The following is a 20,244-nucleotide window of genomic DNA, read 5'->3' as shown; positions in this document are numbered from 1 at the left end:
TGACTACCCGCAACTCATCCAAGGGGCGGCAGACGCGCTCATGTGGAACGGCACCCATCCTTGGGATCACGTGCCCGGTTCGTTGATGCTGCTAGAGGCCGGAGGCTCTATCGGTGACTTTGATGGCAATGCGTATCAGCCGCTCGTTCCGGCGCGCGGGCTGATTGGTGCAGCCGACGAAGACACCTATCGCGCCGTGTTGGCCGCGATGGCCGACGCCCCGCCCCTCAGGACGCCTAACTCTCGCTGTCCGGCTCGTCGTCGTGGTGCTCGTGTTGATGCACCGCGTGCCGCAGCGCCATCTCACGAGCCAGCGTCGTGACTTGCTGCTCCATTTGTCGCAGCCGTCGATAACTAGCCGCAACATACCCCAAAAAGACAACAGTCAAGCCATAAAGCAGCAGGTCAGCGCCTCGGCCAACGCCGACGGTCTGCGCGATGGTCGTCAGGAAGCGCGGGAAGATCACCGCGACCACGGCCAATGCGACGAACGCAATCAGCAGCAGCCGGCGGACGGCCTGGTGTCGGGCGCCAGACGTTGTGCGAGTCAGCATGACCGTGATGACGATGATGCCGGCGATCAGGATGAACTTGATCGGTGGTTGGTCTAGCACGCGATCACCGGCCTCATTTCAGAATCGAATCGATCAGGATGTTCACCGCATTGATCATCGACTGTCCCTTGGCCCGCGAATAGTCGGTGTAGAGAACGTGCACGGGGTGCTCAACCCATGGCAACTTGGTGCGGCTGAGCTGCAGCACGATCTCGGTCGCGTGCGCCATTCGGTTTTGCTTGAGGTCAAGACGTTCAAAGGCATCACGCCGGATCACCCGCAAACCGTTGTGCGCATCGGAGAGCCGCAAGCCCGTTTGCTGGTTGGTGATCCAGACCGCCGTCTTGAGCACTCGCTTCTTCAGCCAACCGGGCTTGGTGCGCTGATCCAGGAAGCGAGAGCCAAAAACAATGGCGACGTCTTCGTCAATGGCACGCTCCACCATGGCGCCCGCATCTTCCACCCGGTGCTGCCCATCGGCATCGAACGTGACGATAAAGCGAGCTTCTGTGGCTTCGGCGACATACCGCATACCCGTTTGGAGTGCGGCTCCTTGTCCCAGGTTGAAGGGTGCTGCACGACAACTGCACCCGCATCACTAGCGATCTGTGCGCTGTCATCAGTCGAGGCGTCGTCGACGCAAACGATGTTGGGGAACGTCGTGAGTGCAGCGGTAATGACCTCACCGATGACCTGAGCCTCATTAAAGAGGGGATCACAAGCCAGGCGTCGCTGGCTCGGGGCGATACAGTCATGACTGCATTCTGTCGCACAAAATGGCTAAGGAGAGTCGTGGGGACACGCATCGTGGATTCCGCCGATGTCTCACCGGAGGCAAATATCGGTGATGGCAGCTCGGTTTGGCACCTGGCGCAAGTGCGCGAGGGCGCAACTTTGGGGCAAGGCTGCGTCATTGGTCGCGGCGCCTATATCGGCACTGGCGTGCAGTTGGGCGATCACTGCAAGGTGCAAAACTACGCCTTGGTGTATGAGCCGGCTCGCCTTGGTGATGGCGTCTTTATCGGCCCTGCGGTGGTGCTGACGAACGACACTTTCCCGCGTGCCATTAATAGTGACGGCTCGCTGAAGTCGGCCGATGACTGGGAAGCAGTCGGCGTGACGATTGAGCGCGGCGCCTCGATCGGAGCCCGCGCGGTATGCGTCGCACCAGTGACGATTGGCGCGTGGGCCACCATCGCGGCCGGCGCCGTGGTCACCAAAGATGTCCCAGCCCACGCGCTAATGGCTGGAGTGCCAGCGCGGCAAAGGGCTGGGTGGGCACCGATGGTGTGCCGCTCGTGCAAGACACGGAAGATCCAACGCGATGGCAATGCCTCCGAACAGGCACAATGTATGTCGTCGAAGACACCACGATCAGGCAGGTAGAAAACTAGTGACGCAATCCATGATCCCCCCAGCCAAACCCATCATCGGTGACGACGAGCGCGAAGCCGTCGACCGGGTGATGCGCTCGGGCATGATTGCTCAAGGCCCTGAAGTGGCGACCTTCGAAAAGGAGTTCGCTGACCAGATGGTGGGCGGGCGTGTCTGCGTTGCAGTCAACTCTGGCACCTCCGGGCAGCACCTCGGCTTGATCGCCGCTGGCATTGGCGAAGGTGACGAGGTCATCGTACCGTCCTTCACTTTTGCCGCCACCGCCAACTCGGTCGCGCTAACGGGCGCTACCCCCGTGTTTGCTGACATTTCGCGCGACACCTTTAACCTGGACCCGGTCTCGGTCGCTGCTGCTGTCACGGAGCGGACCGTGGGCATCATGCCGGTCCACTTGTATGGCCACCCGGCCGACATGGACGCGCTGGGCGAGGTTGCTGACCGCGCTGGCGCCCAGATCTTCGAAGACGCAGCCCAGGCACACGGTGCTCAGTACAACGGCCAGCCGGTCGGTTCGTTGGCACGTTCGGCATGTTCAGCCTCTACCCGACGAAGAACATGACCTCCGGTGAGGGCGGCATGGTCGCCTGCGCTGATGAAGAGATGGCTCGCAGCATGCGCCTCCTTCGCAACCAGGGCATGGAAAAGCAATACGCCAACGAGGTCGTCGGCTTCAACAACCGGATGACCGACATTCACGCCGCGATCGGTCGCGTGCAGTTGACCAAGGTCGGCGCTTGGACTGAGCAGCGCCGGGCCAACGCGGCGTTCTTGGATGCGAACCTTTCCGGTGTCGTCACCCCACCGGTGCGCGACAACGCCACTCACGTCTATCACCAGTACACGATCCGCGTTGATGGCGCGACCGGCGAACAGCGTGACCGTTTCATGCAGGCGCTGAAGGAAGAGCACCAGGTTGGTTGCGGTGTTTATTACCCGATCCCCAACCACGAGTTGATCTCACTAGCCCGTTTTGCGCCGGATCACGAGTTAACCGAGACCGCCAAGGCCGCCCGTGAAGTGATCTCGCTGCCGGTCCACCCATCGCTGACCCAAGAAGACCTCGAGCGTATTGTCGAGGCCGTCAACACTGTGGCTAAGGCGGGCGCATGAGCGGCATCGAGCAGGGTAAAACTATCAAGATGGGTCTGATCGGCCTCGGCTCAATGGGGCGCCACCACGCCCGCGTCATCCGCGAAGTCGAAGGCATGGATCTGATCGCCGTTGCTGACCCGATGGGGGATAAGCACGGTGTGGCCCGCGAGCTCGAGGTCCTGCCCGACGTCCAAGCGCTGATTGATGCTGGCATCGACGCGGCCATGGTTGCCGTGCCGACCTTCTTGCACGAAGAGGTCGCCCTGGCGTTGGCGCAGGCTGGCGTGCACACGATGGTGGAGAAGCCGATCGCTGCCACCGTCGAGTCCGGTCGCAAGGTCGCGTCGGCGTTTGCGGATGCTGGGCTGGTTGGGGCGGTCGGTTATGTCGAGCGCTGCAACCCGGCACTGTTGGAGATGCGTCGTCGCATCGAGGCTGGCGAGCTCGGCCAGGTCTTCCAAATCACCACGTCGCGACAGGGTCCGTTCCCAGCGCGCATTGCCGATGTTGGTGTCGTCAAGGACTTGGCGACCCACGACATTGACTTGGCTTCCTGGATCGCCCAGTCGCCGTATGCGGTGGTCACCGGCCAGGTCGCCCACCGATCGGGGCGTGAGCACGAGGACATGGTCGTTGCGACCGGCCGCCTGGAGAACGGCATCATTGTCAGTCACACCGTCAACTGGCTGTCACCGCGCAAGGAGCGCGCCACTGTCGCCACCGGCGAAAAGGGCGCGTTTGTTGCCGACACACTGACCGGCGATCTGACTTTCTATGCCAATGGCGATGTCACCTCTGACTGGGATCAAGCTTCGGCCTTCCGCGGAGTCTCCGAGGGGACTCGACGCGCTTGCCTTGAGCCGCCGCGAGCCGTTGCGCGTTGAGCAGGAGAACTTCCGCGACGCGCTCTGGGGCCGCGATGGCGCGGATGCGCTCGTCGTCTCGATGAAGGAAGGCGTCCACACCCTGACAGTCGTTGAGGCTGTTTGGAGTCGGCCGCCACGGATCGAGCCATCACGCTGTGAGCCGAGTCGTCCTTGCCAGCCGGATCTTCGCACCAGAGTCAGCGGCCGCGACGTTCCGGCTTGGCGCGTTGACGAAGGCTCTGCGCGGGGCAGGACATCGCGTTGAGGTTTTGACTGCGACACCGCCTGCCGCCCTTGAATCGGCACTGGACGACGAAGCCGCCGAGGGCATCGAGGTGTCGCGATGGCCCGTGCTGCGCGACGATGCTGGGTATGTCCGGGGTACGTCCCCTACATGAGTTTCGACATACCCTGGCGTTGCGCTTGTTGTTGATGGACCACGCTGACGCTGTCGTCGTCGAACCGCCACCGACGACCGGTGCGGTGGTGCGGACAGCGTTGTGGCTGCGTGCGCTGATCAAGCAGGAGCCGCAGATCCCGTATATCTACTACGGCGCTGACGTGTGGTCGGATGCCTCCGAATCGACCGGTGCACCCGAGTGGGTCGTTCGCGTGGTTCGAGCCCTTGAGGGCTATGCGCTGCGGGGAGCTGCTGAGACGATTGCGGTGTCTGACGGAGTAGCCGACCGGGTTAAAGAACTCGGCGCGCTTTCGGTCACGGTCGTCCCTAACGGGATCAACACCGATATCTTCGACACCGCCGCCGACGGGGGAGTCACCGGCAAGACGAACCCCTATTTTGTGTATGCGGGGACTGCCAGCGAATGGCAGGGCGCCGAGGTTTTTGCCCAGGCCATGAGCCAGGTGTTGGAAACACACCCCGGCGCGCGATTGGTGTTTTTAGGGCAGGGAGTTCCTGGCCGGAGTTGCTGCGACTGCAAGGTGAATTGCCCGAAGGCGCTCTCGAATTGCGACCCCTGGTGCCTGCTGCCGAAGCCGCCGTCTGGCAACGGGATGCGGTTGGCGCGCTGGTCAGCGTGAAGCCTGGGCTGGGCTACGACTTTGCCTATCCGACCAAGGTGCTCGCAGCGCTTGCTTGTGGCACGCCTGTGGTCTTTGCCGGGCCCGGACCTGCGGCTGCCGACGTGGCCGCCCTCGAGCTGGGGAAGGCCGTTGAGCACGACGCTAACGCTGTCGCCCAGGCGATGATCGACGTGTTGGATGAGCACTCGAGCCAAGGCGACGAGCAAGCCCTCGCGCATAACCAACGCCGTCGGCAATGGGTGCTTGACCATCGCTCACTTGCTGCGACCGGACGCGGGGCCGTTGAGGTTGTTAACCGCGTTCTGCGTCGCCGCTAGCTTCTCTGGCCTCGCTGGAAAGGCTAGTTCGCGACCCGATAGCGGGTGTTGGTCATGCCCGAGTCAGTCGTGGACGTGCCCAGGTGAATGAGCCGGGTTTGGGCCGGCAGCGAGTGGAAGAGCGGAAGCCCCGAGCCGAGGATCACCGGTGCTCGCGAAATCGTGAGCTCATCAATCAACCCGCGCTTGAGAAATTCGGTGATCACCTGGCCACCGTCGAGGTAGGCGGTGGACGCATTCTCTTCAGCCAACAGGTCACAGGCACGTTCGACCGAGTCAACGACGATGACGCGTTCATCGTCGCCTGGCCTGAGCTGAGTGCTGATGACGATGACCCGAAACTTGTCGTAGGGCCAGAAGCCAAACGTCATGACTTTCTCGTAGGTGCCTCGGCCCATGACGAGATGGCTTACATTGGCCGTGAAGCCATCCCAGTCGGGCGGTGCGTCGTCGCCCTCGTGTGCCGAGACATGTCGAGGTTCAGCGGGTGGGTCCGTCAGCCACTCGAGGTTGCCGTCGAGGTCCGAGATGAAACCATCGACGCTGGTGGCGATGAACACCCGGCCACTCCACGTGCGATCTGTGTTGCTCATGGTTTCAGCCTCCCACTGCCCTCTGACATACCCACTGTTGTGCGACCGGCACGACCGCTCGCTTGGCAAACATTGGCATTGGTGAATTGGAACATGTTGATGTGACCTATTGTTGCGTCGCGGCGATTTCAATAACCTGCCAGGCGCAGGCAAACCACTCAAGGATCTAGACAAGCCGCACGACACCAACTGGTGGGTCAACCAAATGGTCCGCCGGGAAAAGGTCGATCCGACCACGCTGATGCATCCGGCGATGGGGCTTCGTCGTGAGCGTTCGACCTTCCCTGAGTCGTTGGCGCATCTCGGCGATGAAGCCGATGTGCGGGCAGCCCTGGTCGACTTCAATGACCGCGTGATTGCTGACCGCAAGAAGCCCTACTTCGGCAACGGTATGCCGCCAGTCGTGGGCCGCGTCGATGTTGAGGAAATGCTGCAGCGCTGGCGCGACCTTAAGCGCTGAGGAAGTCAGCTAACACTGCGGCGCTGCGAGTGCCGTCATGGTTGCGAGTTGCCCAGGCTGGCCCGCGCGCAGCTAACTCTTGAGAGCCTTCTCGATCGCCGAGCAACCCGGCAATCACCTCACGCAGGTTGTCGGGGGTTGCCTCAGTGACCGGGGAGCCTCGCCTTGGGGGTCATTGCGCTGCATCCTCATCCGCACCTCATCTCGCAGATGAGCCACCGCAATGCGACCGGCAGCCATCGACTCTGCCAGCAAGACTCCTGGGTTCGAGAGCACAATCTGATCGATGACGATGTCGGCGGCGGCGATAGTGGCTGCCATCTGAGCGTGCGGGACACCGACGAGGCGTCGATAGGTCAGGAGCCCTTCGTCTTCCATCTGCTGGAGCACAGAGTCGATCTCAGCGCTGCCCTTGAGCAACGGATTGGATGGCGCATGCAGCACGGTGGGGACATCGCGGCTCAACGGGGCAACAGACGGAGCGGCCTGCATCTTGGCTACATCAGCGACGACCGGGAGCAAAGTCGCCTCGGGCACGTCATCGAGCAGGTCGGCTGTCGTCACGAAGACTGGGCCGGTCCATGCGGCCAGGATCTCGCGAGTTGCCTCAACATTGCTTTGCATGGACTGCCACCGATCTGACCACTCACCGCGGAACGGCGAAGACAGGTCACGCTCGGCGTGAGCATGCAGGTCGCGGATCTCAGAGCCATGCAACACCAGGGCAACCTCAACGTCAGCACCTCGCAAGGCTTCGGCGTCATCAAGCAGGGTGTTGGCGAAGTATTCGCCCAGCACCGGGCGGCCAGATTCCACCAAGGCGTGGGTGGCGCCGGGAGCACTCAGCACAACGTCCCGTAGAGCAGCCTGACCATGCAGCTGCATCGGCAACGTGAGAGTTGCGTCCACCGCATAGGCCGTCACTGGGGCAGCAGAGCGGCGCATCGCTGCAACGCTGACCGCCTGCGTTGAGCCACCTGCGCCGAGGTGCTGATTGATGGCGCCAGCCCAAGCGCTCGCTTGCCCTGCCGTGTTGAGCGGACCCACCCATACGTTGGTCGTTGCTGTTTCTGACCACCACGGCAGCGTCCGGACTTCGCCCTCAGCGCGGCGCTGCTGAGCGCGAACGCCCGCGCCTTTCAACGGTGCGGGGAGGGATTGATAGGCCCGGTACGCCCATTTCGCTGGTCCTTTGGTGCAGCCACGCCTCTGACTTTAGTGGTCATAGGCAGCGCCCCCGATAGGCTGAGGCAATGCCCACCCTCCTGCGCACCGTCCGAGAATTGCTGACGGTGCTCCCGCCAGGCACTCGTGGGTTCATGATCTGGTTTGCCGTGCTGCAAAGTGCGCTGGCTGTGCTCGATGTCGCAGCGCTTGGCATCTTGGCCATCATCATGCCGCCGATGTTGGCTGGCGAAGCGACTGTCGCGCTGCCCATCGTTGGATCGCTCAGCGAGCCACGTCAGTTGGCATCGCGCTCGGCATGATCGGCGGGCTGATTATCAGCAAGAGTGTGCTGGCGATCCTGCTGCAATATTGGGCCACTCGCCGGTTTGCCCGTTTTGAGCAAGTTCTCGGCGCTCGCCTTCTGGAGACCACCTTCCGCGCGCCGTGGACCGAGCGGCTGCAGCGACACTCGACCGACTTGGTGCGCTCCACCGATGTCGGGGTCGGCGCCACCGTCGCAGGCGTGCTGATCCCGTTTGCCCAACTCTCCGGCGAAATCTTCACCTTTGTCGCCGTGCTCGTGGTGCTCGTCTTGGCCCAACCATTGTTGGCGACCGTGACGATCATCTACTTCGGTCTCGTCGGAACGCTGCTCTACACCTGGGTGCTGCAACGTGCCGTCCAAGCGGGACGCGACAACCGCAACTACTCAACCCAAGCCGTGCGACTCGTCTCTGAGATGGTGCATTCGCTCAAGGAAATCACCCTGCGCAACAAGTCGGGTGAAGTTGCTGAGGTCGTGCTCGAGGTGCGCAAGAAGTCCTCGCACGCGAGGGCCAACCAGTCGTTCCTGGGGGCAATCCCGAGGTATGTCTTGGAAGCCGCCCTGATCGGTGGCCTCGGTATCGGCGGAGCTATCGGCTACGCCCAAGATGGCCCCACCGGAGCGCTCGCGGCCGTCGCACTGTTTGGCGTGGCGGGCTTCCGCATCGTCCCTTCGCTCACCCGATTCCAGACGATCATGGCTCAGACCGGCGCCAACATGCCGTTTGCTCAGCAGGTGTTGGCCGAGATCGAGCGAGGCAAGCAATACCTGGTGCCGCCCAAGCGCGATGATGACGTCACGTTGCCGCCGGATGCTCGCTCGCTGCGCCTGGATGATGTTTCGTTCACCTATCCCGGTGGCGCTGTTCCGGCAGTGCACGATGTCAGCCTGACGTTGCCGTTTGGCGAGACCTTGGCCCTGGTTGGTGCGTCTGGCTCGGGCAAATCGACCCTGGTCGACGTGATTCTTGGCCTGCTGGAGCCCAGCGATGGGCAGGTCTTAGTGGGGGAGAAGCCGCTCACCGAGGTCCTCCCAGCGTGGCGGGCAAGGGTTGGCTATGTGCCACAGGACGTGTCGCTGTTTGACGCTTCGGTGGCCCGCAACGTCGCTCTGACCTGGAAAGACTCTGAGGTCGATGAGGAGCGGGTGCGGCGCGCACTCAAGCGGGCTCAATTGCTCGACACTATTGAGGCGCGTCCCGATGGCATCCACGGCAAAGTGGGCGAGCGTGGGTTGAACCTCTCCGGCGGTCAGCGGCAGCGTCTCGGCGTTGCCCGTGCGCTCTACACCGACCCGTTGGTCTTGGTGATGGACGAGGCCACCTCAGCCCTCGACACCTCCACCGAAGCAGACGTCACCGCAGCCATCCGCGAGTTGGCCGGTGAGGTCAGCGTGATCGTGGTGGCTCACCGCCTCGCGACGATTCGGCATAGCGAACAGGTTTGCTTCATGCGTGATGGCCAGATGGTCGTGAGCGGCACCTTGATGAGGTGGTCGCGGCCGAACCAGACTTTGCCTTGCAAGCCGCGTTGGCTGGCCTTGGCCCGCAGGCTTCACGAGAGGACAACACATGACCAATCCCACGTTGCCGCAGATCAACGGCCGTGCGCCCAGGGTCGCCCTGCTCGTCTACAACGATGCGCACGCTGATTCTCGGGTGCTCAAGACGGCAGCATCGCTGCGCAGCGCTGGGGCCGAGGTTCGGATTTCGCTGTCGCTCGGGAGCGTGCCGGGTATGTCGAGGGCAACGACATTGTCGGTGACAACATCCCGGTGCACCGCTCTCCAGAGTTTTCACTGCAGCGTTATGCGCCGTGGGCTCTCGCGCTTGCTCGCCGGGCCACGGGGCGGACGGCTCCCGAAGTTGCCCAAGCCGTGAAGGCTGATGCGACACCGGCCGGCGCTGCTGCTCCGGCTCCGGCGAAGTCTGCGACCACTTCGGCCGCTGCCCCGGAGGCGGCGAACAGCCTGGCGACCACCACCAAGGCGGTGGTTAACGATGTCTGGCTCCGGACATACCGGACCGTGAGTTTGAGTGTATTGGGCGACGATGGCGGGGAGGCCATCGCGTGGAAGCCCGACGTCATCCACGCTAACGACGGCAACACGCTGGCTCCGGCCTGGTGGATCGCCCAGCGCACCGGCGCCAATGTCATCTATGACGCGCATGAGTTGTGGCGGCACCGCAATGTGCGTCAAGACCGTCCCCTCGCGCCCTTGGTTGAGTCCGCGATTGAGGCGTTTGTGATCGGGTCGGCCAACGGCGTCATCACCGTGAGCCCATCGATTGCGACCTGGCTGCAGGACACCTACGACCTGCCCGAGTTGCCGACCCTGGTCCGCAACATTCCGCGGCGGACCAAGGGCAAGGCCAAAGCTGCCGCGGCGAATGTGCCCCAACTTCGGGGCGTGCCGGTCTGCAGGCGAGTGACCAGGTCATTGCGTACGGCGGGCGCATCACCACTTCGCGAGGCATCGAAGAAACCCTGCGGGCGTTGGCGCTTTGCCGGAGCATGTGCAGTTTGTGCTGTTGGGCTATGGCGAAGCGGGCTACCTCGCCGAGTTACACGCACTGGCCACCGAGCTGGGAGTCACCGACCGCGTCCACTACGTGGGTGCCGTCGCGCCGCATGAAGTCTCCGATGCGCTGCGGGATGCCGATGTCTCGGTCGTCTTCGTGCGCCCGATCTGTTTGAGCTACGAATACAGCCTGCCCAACAAGCTGTTTGAGTCGATCCACGCGGGGCTGCCGATCGTGGCGGCGAACCTGCGCGACACGGCGGCAATCGTCCGAGAACACGGCGTGGGCGAGATTTTTGAGCTGACGGAGCCCGCTGATTTGGCCGAGACGATCTCAGAAGTCCTTGCAGACCCGGAGGCCTACCGCACGGCGGCTCGAGCAGCGGCGAAGAAGTTGGATTGGACGCATGAAGCGGATGCGCTGGTGGCTCTGTATGCCGATGTCTTGTATGCAGATGGCGGCCAGTGAGCGAGGGCACGGGCTCGGCGCCCATCGATGACCGGCGCAGCCTGCTGATCATCACCTTCAGCCCGCTGAAGTCTGACGCCCGATTGCTGCGACAACTGCGCCTGCTGAGCCCCCGGTATGCGGTCACCACCGTTGGTTACGGTGAGGCACCCGATGGCGACGGGATCGAGTTGGCTGGGCATGTTCGCATCCCACACTCCATCGTCGCGTGGCACAAGGACCGCAAACAGGTGATCGCGCGGCGCTATCAACGGGCCTATGACACCTCGCCGGTGATCTCGCACTTGCGGGGCACCCTCAGGCCAGGCACCTGGGATCTGATCCTGGCCAACGACGTTGAGACCGTGCCGCTCGCGATGACTTTGGGTGCTCAGGGGTTCACGCGGATCTGCACGAGTATGCACCGAGGCAAAACGAGGAGTCTTGGCGCTGGCGGCTGTTCATCGCTCCCTACAACCGCTGGATCGTGAAGCGCTGGGTGACTAAGGCGGATTCAACCTCGACGGTTGGCGCCGAGTTGGCTCGCGAATACGAGCGCGAGTTTGGGATCGCGCCCGACGTGGTGGTCAATGCCGCTCCCTATGTCGACCGCGAACCGACACTTGTCGGGGATCCGTTGCGGCTAGTCCATTCGGGTCAGCCCGCCGCAACCGAAGCCTCGATGTGATGATCGACGCGGTCCGTTTGGCCAACCGAGAGACAACCCTCGACCTGTACTTGATGCCGAACGATCCGGCCTATCTGGCTGAGTTGAAGGCGAGCGCTCAAGACTTACCGCAGGTCACCTTTCACGAGCCCGTTGCTCCGCACGAGCTTGGCGATCGACTAGCGCAGGCTGACCTGGGGATATTCGTTCTCCCGCCCCTCACCTTTAACTATAGGTTTACCCTTCCGAACAAGTTCTTCGACTTCATCCAGGCGAGATTGGGCATCATCGTTGGGCCGAGTCCCGAGATGGCAGGCCTCATTGAGCAGCACGGACTGGGCGCTGTGACCGAGGACTTCACCGCGCAGAGCCTGGCAGCCGCTCTGGACAGGCTCAGCGATGAGCAGGTCGCCGGCTTCAAGTCGGCTAGCCATGCGGTCGCTTATCAATTGAGCGCTGAAGAGCAGATCCAGGGCTGGGCGAGGGCTATTGACGCTCTAGGCGGGCAAGCAACGCGTCGGTGACGGCTGACGCGGCCTGCCCCACGCCATACGGCGCAGCATCAGTTGCTTGCGGTCGTGGCCGGGACGCCGCAGCAGCCAAGGCTTGCCCTGGCTCAACAAGGACATTCCAGTCGCCGTCGAGGGTTTCAACCCATTCAGTTTCGGTGCGCACCGTGGTGCCGGGCACCCGCAGCACGAAAGCTTCCTTCTGCAGACCGCCGGAGTCAGTGACGACGCCGCGAGCCTGAGAGACCGCAGCGATCAGGTCGGGATAGCCCAACGGGTCGTGCACCGACAACGACCCGCCAGCAAGGAGATCCCGTGCAATTCGGCCTTGGCCCGCAACCGTGGGTGGGCCAGCAACGCGACATGGTGATCGACCTCGTGCAGCGCCGAAACAATTGCAGCCAGCCGCGCCGGGTCATCCGTGTTTTCTGCTCGGTGGATCGTCGCCACTGAAAACTCACCGGCGCTCACGCCCAACCGGGCAAGCACTGCAGCGTGGTCAGCCAGTGAATCGCGGACGGTCATCAGCACGTCGACCATGACATCGCCGACCACTTCGGTGCGGTCGCTCAGACCTTCGTTGGCCAGGTGCTGGGCGGCCACCGAAGTCGGAGCAAGCAAGAGATCAGCAGCATGATCGGTCAAAACCCGGTTGTGCTCCTCGGGCATCCGACGGTTAAACGATCGCAAGCCTGCCTCAAGGTGGGCCACTCGGGGTGCATCTTCACCGCAGACAGCGCAGCGGCCAACGTTGAGTTGGTATCGCCATAGACCAGCACCCAGTCCGGCTGATGGTGCGCCAAGACCTCTTCGAGGGCGCCCAGGATGGCGCCGGTCTGCTGTCCATGCGATCCGCTGCCCACGCCAAGGTGGGTGTCCGGCGCAGGAATCCCCAGGTCAGCAAAGAACACATCAGAGAGTATCGGGTCGTAGTGCTGACCGGTGTGCACAATCACGTGCTCGACGCCACGACGGGCGAACTCGGCAGCAATAGGGGCAAGTTTCACAAACTGGGGCGCGCGCCCACCACGCTGAGGACCTTCACAGCCTCAACCCTAGGCCAACGGGTAGTTTTGGGGGTATGCGCGTTCTTGCCGTCACCACATGGCTGCCCACCAAGAGTCATCCCTCAACGGGTGCTTTTGTCGTCAAAGATGCGTTGGCTTTGGCCTCGCTCGGGCATGAGGTGGCGCTGATCCACTTGTCGCCACCGGAGCAGTTGGCCAAGCTCGAGGCGCATGACAAGGGCCGGCCGGGCACCTATGGCGAAGCAGCCACGATCGAGGGCATCCCGGTGCTGCGGATTCCGATGAAGACCACGGACGTTTTCTCGGTCCTGCGTGCCAGCAAGCAGCTCCAAAGCTCGCAGCGAAGGCCGACGTCGTCCACTCAATGGCGTTTTCATCACTGCTCGCGATGGCGTCCTGGCGACCCAAGGCCAGTTGGATTCACACCGAGCACTGGTCGGGCATCACCGCTCCACAGACACTTCCCGACATCTGGCAGGCCGCGCTGCCTGGCCTGATGCAACTGCTCAAACGTCCCGATGTCGTCACCGCTGTCTGCGGCTATCTGGCTGAGCCGATTCGTGAAGTCCGTGGCACCGCGCCGACATTGGTTATCCCATGCATCGTGCCCGCACCGTTCCCGAGTCCGCGGCGAACGGCCGCTGACATCGCCAAAGAGTTGCGGCTCGTCAGCGTCGGTGGCCTCATCGCACGCAAAGACCCCGTCCTCGCGGTTGATGTCGTCGCTGAGCTGATCCGGCGCGGTCAACCGGCCAGCATTCGGTTCGTCGGTGACGGCGATCTCGCTCCAGACGTCATCGCTCGTGCTGCCGCGCTCGAGATCGGCGACAAGGTCACCTTGGTTGGCACCTTAGACCGCGAAGGGGTGCTGCGTGAGTATGCCGACGCGGACCTTTCCTTGGCCCCACCCGGGGCGACAACTTCTTTGTCTCTTGCGCCGAGGCCATTCTGTCGGGCCGCCCGGTGATTGTCGGCTCAACCGGTGGCCAGGGGAGTACATCGACTCCACTGTCGGTCGCACCGTTTCACAGCAAAATGCCGCTGCCTACGCAGACGCGATCGAGCAGGTCTTGAGCACGGCAACAAACCTGAGTGCGGGTCAAATCAGCGACACCATTGGTGATCAGTTCGCCGCAGCGACGGTCGCTGACTCCTACGACCAGGCCTATCTCGTCGCTGAGCAGATGCGGGGCCACCTGCGGTGAAGCCTGTTGAGGTGATCATCGCCGTTCACACACCCACCCGGCCCATCGCCCGCGCTGTCGCGAGCGTGCTCGACGGCAATGCTGTCAACGCATCCGTCGCGGTGGTCTGCCACAACGTAGAACCAGACGTCATCGCAGCCGAGTTGCCCCAGGCACACCGTGACCAAGTCGCGTTCTTGGCGCATACCGATGAATATCGCAGTGCTTCGGCCCGTTCAACGCAGGGATGCGGGCGAGCAACGCCCAGTTCGTCTCGATCATGGGCTCAGATGACACTTTGAGCCCTGGCGCTATCGACTCCTGGCTGGGGTGGCCCGCAAGACCGGCGCGGAGAGCGTGCTGACCAGGCTCAGCCTCGGCCAGCCTGGCAGAGCTGTGCCGACACCACCTGCTCGGCATTGGCATAGCGGCCTTGCCGACCCCATCAAGGACCGGCTGAGCTATCGCAGCGCGCCGTTGGGTTTGGTGTCTAACGCTGCACGTCAGCGTCTCGGGGCAGAGCTTGTTGAGGGTATGCGGGTCGGCGGCGATGTGTCGTATGTGACCCGACTCTGGTGTGAGACCAAAGTGGCGATCGACCGCCATGGCCCCGCCTATGTGATCGGCGAAGATGCCACCGATCGGGTGACTCTCGACCCGCGCAGCATCACCGAAGAGTTCACCTTCCTGCGGCACTTGCTCGCTCAAGACTGGTTCGCCGGCTACCCAGAGGAACTGCGCACGGCCATCGTCACCAAGTTGGTGCGCATCCACGTTTTTGGCGCCATTTGGTATCGCCAAGACCCAGGCTGGTGGACGGCCGACGAGCGTGTGGCCCTCGCCCAGATGTTGGAGCAATTCGCCCAGGCCGCCCCGGATTTTGCCAAACCACTGTCCCGCGCTGACCATGCGCTCCTCCAGGCGGCCAGCGATCCGAGCATCGAAGCCCAGACGCTTCTGAACGCAGCGAAAGCGCGACGTCGTCATGGCCGCCCACGCACCCTCATACCGGCTCAGATGAGTCAGTTGTTGCACCCAGAAGCGCCGCCGCGCTTCATGGCTGCCTCGTGGCTGGCCACACGCAACTGAGTGCCAGCAGAAGTCCAGCACGAGGCCGTATCCTCGTGGGGTACTGATGTCACCACGAGGGGTAGGACTCAATGCAGATCGCTGTTGTCGCGCTAGGCAAGATCGGGTTGCCACTTGCCGTGCAATTCGCCGACGCAGGTCACGACGTGGTTGGCGTCGATGTCAATCAAGCGGTCGTGGACATCATCAATGCTGGTCAAGAGCCCTTTCCGGGGAGGCGCACCTGGCCGAAAAGCTGGCCGGGTTGGTGCCCGCCGGCAAGTTGCGCGCCACCACCGACTACGCCGACGCCATCCCGAATGCAGATGCCGTCGTGCTCGTTGTCCCACTGTTTGTTGACGCTGAGAGCAAGCCCGACTTTGGCTGGATGGATGGCGCGACCCGTTCGCTCGCCGAGCACCTCACCCCCGGCACGCTGATCTCGTATGAAACAACCCTGCCGGTTGGCACCACCCGTGGCCGCTGGAAGCCGATGATCGAAGAGATCTCCGGCCTGGCCGAAGGTAGCGACGAAGGCTTCCACCTGGTATTTAGCCCCGAGCGGGTGCTCACCGGCCGCGTCTTCGAAGACCTGCGTCGCTACCCCAAACTCGTCGGCGGGCTCACCGAAGCCGGCACGGCCAAGGCCATCGACTTCTACGAGCAAGTGTTGACCTTCGACGAGCGAACCGACCTGCCTCGCCCTAACGGTGTGTGGGACATGGGCAGCGCCGAGGCCTCCGAGATGGCCAAACTTGCCGAGACGACCTATCGCGACGTCAACATTGGCCTGGCCAACCAGTTCGCTCGCTACGCCGACATCGTGGGCATCGACGTGCAGCGCGTCATCGAAGCCTGCAACTCCCAGCCCTTCAGCCACATCCACCAACCCGGTATTGCCGTCGGCGGTCACTGCATCCCGGTCTACCCACGCCTCTACCTCTCGACTGACCCCGACGCGAGCATCGTCAGCACCGCTCGTGCCGCTAACGCCGCGATGCCTGAGTATGCGGTGGCTCGCGCCGAAGCGTTGTTGGGCTCACTCGCGGGCCTGCGCGTCGTCGTTTTGGGCGCCGCCTACCGGGGCAAGGTCAAGGAGACCGCCTTCTCTGGCGTCTTCGCGACCGTTGACTCTTTGCTGGCACGTGGTGCCATCGTCACCGTTCACGACCCGATGTACTCCGCCGATGAGTTGGCCGGATTCGGCTGGACCGCGCACGAGTTGGGTGCTGAGGTTGATGTCGCCATCGTGCAGGCTGACCACCCCGAATACGCCGACCTGACGACCTCAGACCTGCCTGGCGTGCGCCTGCTTCTCGATGGCCGCCGCATCACCCGGGCCAGCAACTTCACTGGTGTGCCGAGTCTGACGATTGGTGGAGGCGAGAGCCTCACCGCATGAGTTGGCTCGCCGTCGCGCCGGGCCTGCTGGCCATGGCGCTGCTCTGGGTGCTGCCGGGCTATGGGGTCTTGCGGTTGCTCGGTGTCCGGGGCCTCGTTGCCCTCGGCGCTGGAGCCGCAGTGACCTCTGGGTATGCCGGGGTCGTGGCCGTCTTGATGGACTGGCTCGGCGTGCCCTGGGCCTTGACCTCTTTCGCGCTGGCTGTCGGGTTGGCGTGGCTGATCGCAGCCGGGTTTGGCCTTGCACTCGGCACGCTGACCAGTGGCAAGACGGCACGGGTCGCTGGGCAAAAGCGTCTCGCGCCTCGCGAGCAGGGTTGGCTCGTCGCCGCTTGGGCCTTGGGTGGTGGCGTCCTGGCGCTGGCCATGATGGTCGGTATGGGCGGCGCTAACATGCCTGGTCAGGCCTGGGACGCGGTTTATCACGTCAACGCGGTCTGGTTTATCGATGACACTGGCAACGCCTCCAGTCTGGGCGGGCTCGCCCCGATGTATGCCGACACGATCGCTCCGTACTATCCCTCGGTCTGGCACGGATTGGTCGCCATCGCTCCCGGCTTTGGCACGGTGACCGAAGCTGCCAACGGATCTTCCATCATCATTGGCTCGATCATCTGGATCGCTGGTCTGATTGCCCTGGCCCGCGTGGTGTGGCCGCGCCGCGCCTTGCCTGTGGTCATGGTGCCCGTCATCGCCGCTACCTTCGTGACGTTCCCGGCCATCGCTGTCTCGATGCTGGGCGTTTGGCCCTTGCGCTGAGCGTGGCCTGCATCCCCGGCACTCTGGCGCTGCTGATCTCTACGCTCAGGCGTGATCTCGGCTGGCGGGTGCACACCGCATACGGATTGGGCTTGGCGTGGGCGCTTGCCGGTGTGGTGCTCTCGCACGGTTCGGGCCTGTTCTCCCTCGCCCTGCTGGCCGGCCCTGTGCTCGTGGTGCTGCTCGTCAGGGTTGCCGTGCGTTGGTGGAAGCGTGGTCATCAACTCGCCGTTGGCCTCTGGGTGGCGTTGGGGTCAACCGCTGCACTGTTTGTCTCGATCATGGTGCTGACCAGCGAACCGGTGAGCTCGATCGTGTCGTATGAACGGGGCGGCCAATCGTCCTATCTGCCGGGGATTGGGTCGCTGCTGATCGATCACCCCCTCATTTACGTTTACCCCATCACCTCGGTTAACGTCGTGATCACCATCTTGGCCGCGATTGGCATCGTGTTGTCCTGGCGGTTGAAGAAGTCACGCTGGCTGATCGTGGCGCTGATCCTTGCGGCCATCCTGACCCTGCTGGCTGCTGGCCCGCCCGAGAACCCGTTGCGGATTTTGGCCGGCTTTGGTACACCCAAGCCTCGCGGATTAACCAGTTGCTGGTGATCCCGGCGGTGATGCTGGCTGCCGCGGGTGCGGCGTGGGTCGCCGACCGATTGGCCGCCTGGCGACACTGGCCCACCGGCAAAGCCGCTCTGGCCGTCGTTGGCATCATCGCGGTGGCTACCTTTGGCTTCCGCTGGAACACGCAGACGACCATCATGTCTTCCACCTACAACACCTGGCCGATCGCCTGGGGCACGATGCTGGAAGAAGACGAGATCGCCATGGTTGACCGGGCAGCGCAAACCTTGCCCGACGACGCCTTGGTGTTGGGGGAAGCCAGCGCCGGGTCGCCCTACCTCTTGGCTCGCAGCGGTGTCGATGTCGTCTACCCACAACTCACCCCGATTGCTGGGTCTCCCGAGCGGTTGCTGCTGGCGCAGGACTTCAGCCACTGGCGCACCAACCCTGAGGTCTGTGAGGCCATTCGCACGCTTGGCGTGACACACGTCTATGGCGACACGTTGTCTTTTGCCGAGGGTGCCAAATACGAAGAGGCCACGCCGGGGCTGCGGTCGTTCAACACCAATCTGCCGGAGTTTGAGTTGATCGACTCAGGCGGCCAAGCGTCGATTTATCGCTTCACCGGTTGTGATCTTTAGCTCCACTGCCCGCGCTCAATCAGGACTTCTTTCAGCAGGTCAGCGCGGTCACTGACTAAGCCATCGACGCCTTGGTCGAGCAGGTGCCGCATCTCATCAGCGTCGTTGATGGTCCAGACGTGCACGAAAGCTCCGGCCTGATGGGCTGAGGCCAGGCTGCTGGGCGTCACCAGGGGGACACCGCGGTGGCTAACCGGGATCTGCAGACCATCCACCGTGGCTAGGCTCCGCTTGACCACACCGGCGCGCCACATCGAAGGGGTTGTCGCCGCAGCCCGAAACATGGCGCCAACGCTCTGGCCAGCAGAGGTCGCGACTGGCCGGCTCAAACGGCGCTGAGCGGCGAGGCGACGTTTGTCGGAGAACGACGCAAGGCATACCCGATCATGGGCTTTGGCCCGTTCGATCACGCGGACGGTCGGGGTGATCGCGTGCTGGGACTTGATGTCGATATTGACTCGCAGGTCAGGCCAAGCGTCCAGCAACTCCTCGAGAGTGGGGACGTGCTCGGTGTCGCCAATCTTGGCCTGGCGGACCTCTTCGTAGGGCATCACCATGATGGCGCCGGTGCGATCGGTGACGCGGTCGAGGCGCTCATCGTGGAAGGCGACGACGACATCGTCGCTGGTCGCGTGCACATCAGTCTCGACATACCGGAAGCCCATGTCGACCGCCGCGCCAAAGGCGGACATCGTGTTTTCCAAACCTTCCAGGAAAAGCCACGGTGAGCCAGCGGGATAGGGCCGTCATGATCCAGGTATGCGGTGCGAGCCATGTCTTGAATCTAACGCGTTAGCGCACTCGCCACGATCCGGCGTCTGGTGCCAGCGGAGACGCGGCGCCCTGCGCGGGCAGCGGCTTGGCCGTCCCGGCTGATTTGGCGGCCGAACGTTCGCCGCGAAAGGTGGTGGGGAAGTCTGTGCGAGCGACAGCCCGAGCCAACTCGATTTCCGGAAGTGGGGAAGCGCTAGCAACCAGCACCACATTGCCAAATCGGCGGCCCTTGATCGTTTCTGTCAATGCCAGATAGCCAACGTGTGGCCACCACTGGCGCAAGGTGGTCACTACTGAGGCGATAAATCGCAGGCCAGGCTCATCCGGGACATTGGCCAGGAATATCCCACCTGGCGTCAAGGCACGAGCGACATGCCCCAGCGATTCAGCGCTCAGCAGATCGGCCGGCACTGAGCCATCTGCAAACGCATCGAGGATGATGGCATCTGCCGAGCTGTTAGCCAGCTTGGGCAGCCCATGCGCACCAGTCTGTGGGCGCACCCGGATCCGGTGACGGCGCGGCAAGGGCGCGTCACGACGTACCAGCGCTGTGAGTGCCTCATCCGGCTCCATCACGATCTGTGGAGACTCGGGGCGGGTGTGGTTGATGTAGCGGGGGAGCGTGAGCCCAGCCCCGCCGATGTGGGTCACCCGCAACGGGCCAGTCGGCATGACGTCGATAACCATGGCGAGGTGCTGGATGTATTCAAAGACCAGCAACTCGGGGTCATCGAGATCGATGTAGGACTGCGGGTGGCCATCGCGCATTACCGTCAAGCCACCGCGCTCGTCGGTCACAATCTCCACGTCAGGGCCTTCCGATGGGGTAGCGAAAAACAATGGTGGTGCCCCAGCCCGAAGGCCGA

At 63.2% G+C, this 20,244-nt stretch carries 26 protein-coding genes and 6 pseudogenes; 21 read left to right on the top strand and 11 right to left on the bottom strand.

Annotation, left to right across the window (positions count from 1 at the left end; genetic code table 11):
• The first annotated feature begins 40 nt into the window (after positions 1–40).
• Positions 41–322, top strand: coding sequence for an inositol monophosphatase family protein (locus L0A91_RS05290; protein WP_235246538.1), 282 nt, complete (start codon positions 41–43; stop codon positions 320–322).
• Here the strand turns inward: L0A91_RS05290 and L0A91_RS05285 are convergent.
• Both L0A91_RS05285 and L0A91_RS05280 read right to left on the bottom strand, forming a co-directional pair.
• Entirely contained in the window at positions 237–614 is a 378-nt protein-coding gene (locus L0A91_RS05285; protein WP_235246127.1) for a DUF2304 domain-containing protein, read from the bottom strand. The two genes, L0A91_RS05290 and L0A91_RS05285, sit on opposite strands and share 86 nt — an antisense overlap.
• A gap of 13 nt (positions 615–627) precedes the next feature.
• A pseudogene (locus L0A91_RS05280) lies at positions 628–1,309 on the bottom strand (glycosyltransferase family 2 protein).
• On the opposite strand from L0A91_RS05280, the pseudogene L0A91_RS05275 reads away from it, so the two are divergent.
• From L0A91_RS05275 to L0A91_RS05255, 6 genes and pseudogenes are all read left to right on the top strand, one after another.
• Positions 1,308–1,948, top strand: a pseudogene (locus tag L0A91_RS05275) (acyltransferase). The pseudogenes L0A91_RS05280 and L0A91_RS05275 sit on opposite strands and share 2 nt — an antisense overlap.
• A gap of 11 nt (positions 1,949–1,959) precedes the next feature.
• Positions 1,960–3,059 (top strand): annotated as a pseudogene (locus L0A91_RS05270) (DegT/DnrJ/EryC1/StrS family aminotransferase).
• A pseudogene (locus L0A91_RS05265) lies at positions 3,056–4,066 on the top strand (Gfo/Idh/MocA family protein). Before L0A91_RS05270 ends, L0A91_RS05265 begins: the two co-directional pseudogenes overlap by 4 nt.
• Positions 4,063–4,305, top strand: a complete 243-nt coding sequence (locus L0A91_RS18425) for a hypothetical protein (protein ID WP_311198025.1) — start codon at positions 4,063–4,065, stop codon at positions 4,303–4,305. Before L0A91_RS05265 ends, L0A91_RS18425 begins: the two are co-directional and overlap by 4 nt.
• Entirely contained in the window at positions 4,280–4,948 is a 669-nt protein-coding gene (locus L0A91_RS05260; RefSeq protein ID WP_397333802.1) for a glycosyltransferase, read from the top strand. Before L0A91_RS18425 ends, L0A91_RS05260 begins: the two co-directional genes overlap by 26 nt.
• A complete protein-coding gene (locus tag L0A91_RS05255; protein WP_235246125.1) occupies positions 4,945–5,268 on the top strand; it encodes a hypothetical protein in 324 nt (107 codons plus the stop codon). Before L0A91_RS05260 ends, L0A91_RS05255 begins: the two co-directional genes overlap by 4 nt.
• A gap of 23 nt (positions 5,269–5,291) precedes the next feature.
• On the opposite strand, the gene L0A91_RS05250 is transcribed toward L0A91_RS05255, so the two are convergent.
• Entirely contained in the window at positions 5,292–5,861 is a 570-nt protein-coding gene (locus tag L0A91_RS05250; protein ID WP_235246124.1) for a dihydrofolate reductase family protein, read from the bottom strand.
• A gap of 109 nt (positions 5,862–5,970) precedes the next feature.
• On the opposite strand from L0A91_RS05250, the gene L0A91_RS05245 reads away from it, so the two are divergent.
• A complete protein-coding gene (locus L0A91_RS05245) occupies positions 5,971–6,321 on the top strand; it encodes a DnaJ family domain-containing protein (RefSeq protein WP_235246123.1) in 351 nt (116 codons plus the stop codon).
• Here the strand turns inward: L0A91_RS05245 and L0A91_RS17260 are convergent.
• Together L0A91_RS17260 and L0A91_RS05240 are read right to left on the bottom strand one after the other, a co-directional pair.
• The gene (locus L0A91_RS17260; RefSeq protein WP_260115299.1) at positions 6,311–6,439 is read right to left on the bottom strand and encodes a hypothetical protein; all 129 of its coding nucleotides are present in this window, start codon (positions 6,437–6,439) and stop codon (positions 6,311–6,313) included. The two genes, L0A91_RS05245 and L0A91_RS17260, sit on opposite strands and share 11 nt — an antisense overlap.
• Positions 6,436–7,464 carry a hypothetical protein gene (locus L0A91_RS05240; protein ID WP_235246122.1) on the bottom strand — a complete coding sequence of 343 codons (1,029 nt, stop codon included), beginning with the start codon at positions 7,462–7,464 and terminating at the stop codon, positions 6,436–6,438. Before L0A91_RS05240 ends, L0A91_RS17260 begins: the two co-directional genes overlap by 4 nt.
• Positions 7,465–7,574: 110 nt before the next feature.
• Between L0A91_RS05240 and L0A91_RS05235 the strand changes: the two genes are divergently transcribed.
• Together L0A91_RS05235 and L0A91_RS05230 are read left to right on the top strand one after the other, a co-directional pair.
• Positions 7,575–7,808, top strand: a complete 234-nt coding sequence (locus tag L0A91_RS05235; protein WP_235246120.1) for a hypothetical protein — start codon at positions 7,575–7,577, stop codon at positions 7,806–7,808.
• Positions 7,805–9,463, top strand: coding sequence for an ABC transporter ATP-binding protein (locus tag L0A91_RS05230; protein WP_235246119.1), 1,659 nt, complete (start codon positions 7,805–7,807; stop codon positions 9,461–9,463). Before L0A91_RS05235 ends, L0A91_RS05230 begins: the two co-directional genes overlap by 4 nt.
• On the opposite strand, the gene L0A91_RS05225 is transcribed toward L0A91_RS05230, so the two are convergent.
• The gene (locus L0A91_RS05225; RefSeq protein WP_235246118.1) at positions 9,443–9,592 is read right to left on the bottom strand and encodes a hypothetical protein; all 150 of its coding nucleotides are present in this window, start codon (positions 9,590–9,592) and stop codon (positions 9,443–9,445) included. The genes L0A91_RS05230 and L0A91_RS05225 overlap by 21 nt on opposite strands.
• Between L0A91_RS05225 and L0A91_RS05220 the strand changes: the two genes are divergently transcribed.
• Genes L0A91_RS05220 through L0A91_RS05200 form a run of 5 tightly spaced genes read left to right on the top strand, consistent with a single transcriptional unit; the run spans position 9,587 to position 11,972 of the window.
• Positions 9,587–10,447: a glycosyltransferase gene (locus L0A91_RS05220; protein ID WP_235246117.1), complete on the top strand. Its 861-nt coding sequence runs from the start codon at positions 9,587–9,589 to the stop codon at positions 10,445–10,447. The genes L0A91_RS05225 and L0A91_RS05220 overlap by 6 nt on opposite strands.
• On the top strand, positions 10,329–10,802 hold the full coding sequence (locus tag L0A91_RS05215) for a glycosyltransferase (RefSeq protein ID WP_311198023.1): 474 nt from the start codon (positions 10,329–10,331) through the stop codon (positions 10,800–10,802). Before L0A91_RS05220 ends, L0A91_RS05215 begins: the two co-directional genes overlap by 119 nt.
• A complete protein-coding gene (locus L0A91_RS05210) occupies positions 10,799–11,272 on the top strand; it encodes a hypothetical protein (protein WP_235246115.1) in 474 nt (157 codons plus the stop codon). The genes L0A91_RS05215 and L0A91_RS05210 overlap by 4 nt, the downstream gene beginning before the upstream one ends.
• An 8-nt stretch (positions 11,273–11,280) precedes the next feature.
• On the top strand, positions 11,281–11,469 hold the full coding sequence (locus L0A91_RS05205) for a hypothetical protein (protein WP_235246114.1): 189 nt from the start codon (positions 11,281–11,283) through the stop codon (positions 11,467–11,469).
• Positions 11,469–11,972 carry a hypothetical protein gene (locus L0A91_RS05200; RefSeq protein ID WP_235246113.1) on the top strand — a complete coding sequence of 168 codons (504 nt, stop codon included), beginning with the start codon at positions 11,469–11,471 and terminating at the stop codon, positions 11,970–11,972. Before L0A91_RS05205 ends, L0A91_RS05200 begins: the two co-directional genes overlap by 1 nt.
• Here the strand turns inward: L0A91_RS05200 and L0A91_RS18420 are convergent.
• From L0A91_RS18420 to L0A91_RS18410, 3 genes are read right to left on the bottom strand one after another with little or no spacing between them, the layout of a single operon-like run.
• Positions 11,935–12,243 (bottom strand): UDP-N-acetylglucosamine 2-epimerase, encoded by a 309-nt coding sequence (locus tag L0A91_RS18420; protein WP_311198022.1) that lies wholly within the window; start codon positions 12,241–12,243, stop codon positions 11,935–11,937. The genes L0A91_RS05200 and L0A91_RS18420 overlap by 38 nt on opposite strands.
• Entirely contained in the window at positions 12,213–12,626 is a 414-nt protein-coding gene (locus L0A91_RS18415; protein ID WP_311198140.1) for a UDP-N-acetylglucosamine 2-epimerase, read from the bottom strand. Before L0A91_RS18415 ends, L0A91_RS18420 begins: the two co-directional genes overlap by 31 nt.
• The gene (locus L0A91_RS18410; protein ID WP_311198021.1) at positions 12,599–12,964 is read right to left on the bottom strand and encodes a UDP-N-acetylglucosamine 2-epimerase; all 366 of its coding nucleotides are present in this window, start codon (positions 12,962–12,964) and stop codon (positions 12,599–12,601) included. Before L0A91_RS18410 ends, L0A91_RS18415 begins: the two co-directional genes overlap by 28 nt.
• Before the next feature lie 385 nt (positions 12,965–13,349).
• Between L0A91_RS18410 and L0A91_RS05185 the strand changes: the two genes are divergently transcribed.
• The 6 genes and pseudogenes from L0A91_RS05185 to L0A91_RS19605 all read left to right on the top strand — a co-directional run bounded on the left by L0A91_RS05185 (position 13,350) and on the right by L0A91_RS19605 (position 18,604).
• The gene (locus tag L0A91_RS05185) at positions 13,350–13,952 is read left to right on the top strand and encodes a glycosyltransferase (protein ID WP_397333801.1); all 603 of its coding nucleotides are present in this window, start codon (positions 13,350–13,352) and stop codon (positions 13,950–13,952) included.
• A gap of 103 nt (positions 13,953–14,055) precedes the next feature.
• Positions 14,056–14,190, top strand: coding sequence for a hypothetical protein (locus L0A91_RS17255; RefSeq protein WP_260115298.1), 135 nt, complete (start codon positions 14,056–14,058; stop codon positions 14,188–14,190).
• Positions 14,187–14,471, top strand: a complete 285-nt coding sequence (locus L0A91_RS05180) for a hypothetical protein (protein ID WP_235246112.1) — start codon at positions 14,187–14,189, stop codon at positions 14,469–14,471. Before L0A91_RS17255 ends, L0A91_RS05180 begins: the two co-directional genes overlap by 4 nt.
• Positions 14,472–14,499: 28 nt before the next feature.
• Complete coding sequence (locus L0A91_RS05175) at positions 14,500–15,258, top strand: hypothetical protein (protein ID WP_235246111.1); 759 nt, start codon at positions 14,500–14,502, stop codon at positions 15,256–15,258.
• Positions 15,259–15,329: 71 nt separating this feature from the next.
• Positions 15,330–16,639: pseudogene (locus L0A91_RS05170) on the top strand (nucleotide sugar dehydrogenase).
• Positions 16,636–18,604, top strand: a pseudogene (locus tag L0A91_RS19605) (DUF6541 family protein). The pseudogenes L0A91_RS05170 and L0A91_RS19605 overlap by 4 nt, the downstream one beginning before the upstream one ends.
• On the opposite strand, the gene L0A91_RS05150 reads toward L0A91_RS19605, so the two are convergent.
• Positions 18,601–19,296 (bottom strand): glycerophosphodiester phosphodiesterase family protein, encoded by a 696-nt coding sequence (locus L0A91_RS05150; protein WP_235246106.1) that lies wholly within the window; start codon positions 19,294–19,296, stop codon positions 18,601–18,603. The pseudogene L0A91_RS19605 and the gene L0A91_RS05150 overlap by 4 nt on opposite strands.
• Before the next feature lie 100 nt (positions 19,297–19,396).
• Complete coding sequence (locus tag L0A91_RS05145; RefSeq protein ID WP_235246105.1) at positions 19,397–20,185, bottom strand: spermidine synthase; 789 nt, start codon at positions 20,183–20,185, stop codon at positions 19,397–19,399.
• Between the last annotated feature and the right edge of the window lie 59 nt (positions 20,186–20,244).

It is taken from the genome of Ornithinimicrobium sp. INDO-MA30-4, assembly GCF_021535045.1.
Classification (GTDB): domain Bacteria; phylum Actinomycetota; class Actinomycetes; order Actinomycetales; family Dermatophilaceae; genus Ornithinicoccus.
This window is presented reverse-complemented; position numbering and strand designations above follow the sequence as displayed.

Bases quoted from the DNA above. Each gene is read 5' to 3' on its own strand.
- L0A91_RS05290 (WP_235246538.1), top strand. From the start codon at position 41: ATGTGGAACGGCACCCATCCTTGGGATCACGTGCCCGGTTCGTTGATG.
- L0A91_RS05260 (WP_397333802.1), top strand. From the start codon at position 4,280: ATGTCCGGGGTACGTCCCCTACATGAGTTTCGACATACCCTGGCGTTG.
- L0A91_RS05250 (WP_235246124.1), bottom strand. From the start codon at position 5,861: ATGAGCAACACAGATCGCACGTGGAGTGGCCGGGTGTTCATCGCCACC.
- L0A91_RS05235 (WP_235246120.1), top strand. From the start codon at position 7,575: ATGCCCACCCTCCTGCGCACCGTCCGAGAATTGCTGACGGTGCTCCCG.
- L0A91_RS05230 (WP_235246119.1), top strand. From the start codon at position 7,805: ATGATCGGCGGGCTGATTATCAGCAAGAGTGTGCTGGCGATCCTGCTG.
- L0A91_RS05200 (WP_235246113.1), top strand. From the start codon at position 11,469: ATGATCGACGCGGTCCGTTTGGCCAACCGAGAGACAACCCTCGACCTG.
- L0A91_RS18415 (WP_311198140.1), bottom strand. From the start codon at position 12,626: ATGCCCGAGGAGCACAACCGGGTTTTGACCGATCATGCTGCTGATCTC.
- L0A91_RS05185 (WP_397333801.1), top strand. From the start codon at position 13,350: ATGGCGTTTTCATCACTGCTCGCGATGGCGTCCTGGCGACCCAAGGCC.
- L0A91_RS05150 (WP_235246106.1), bottom strand. From the start codon at position 19,296: ATGTCCGCCTTTGGCGCGGCGGTCGACATGGGCTTCCGGTATGTCGAG.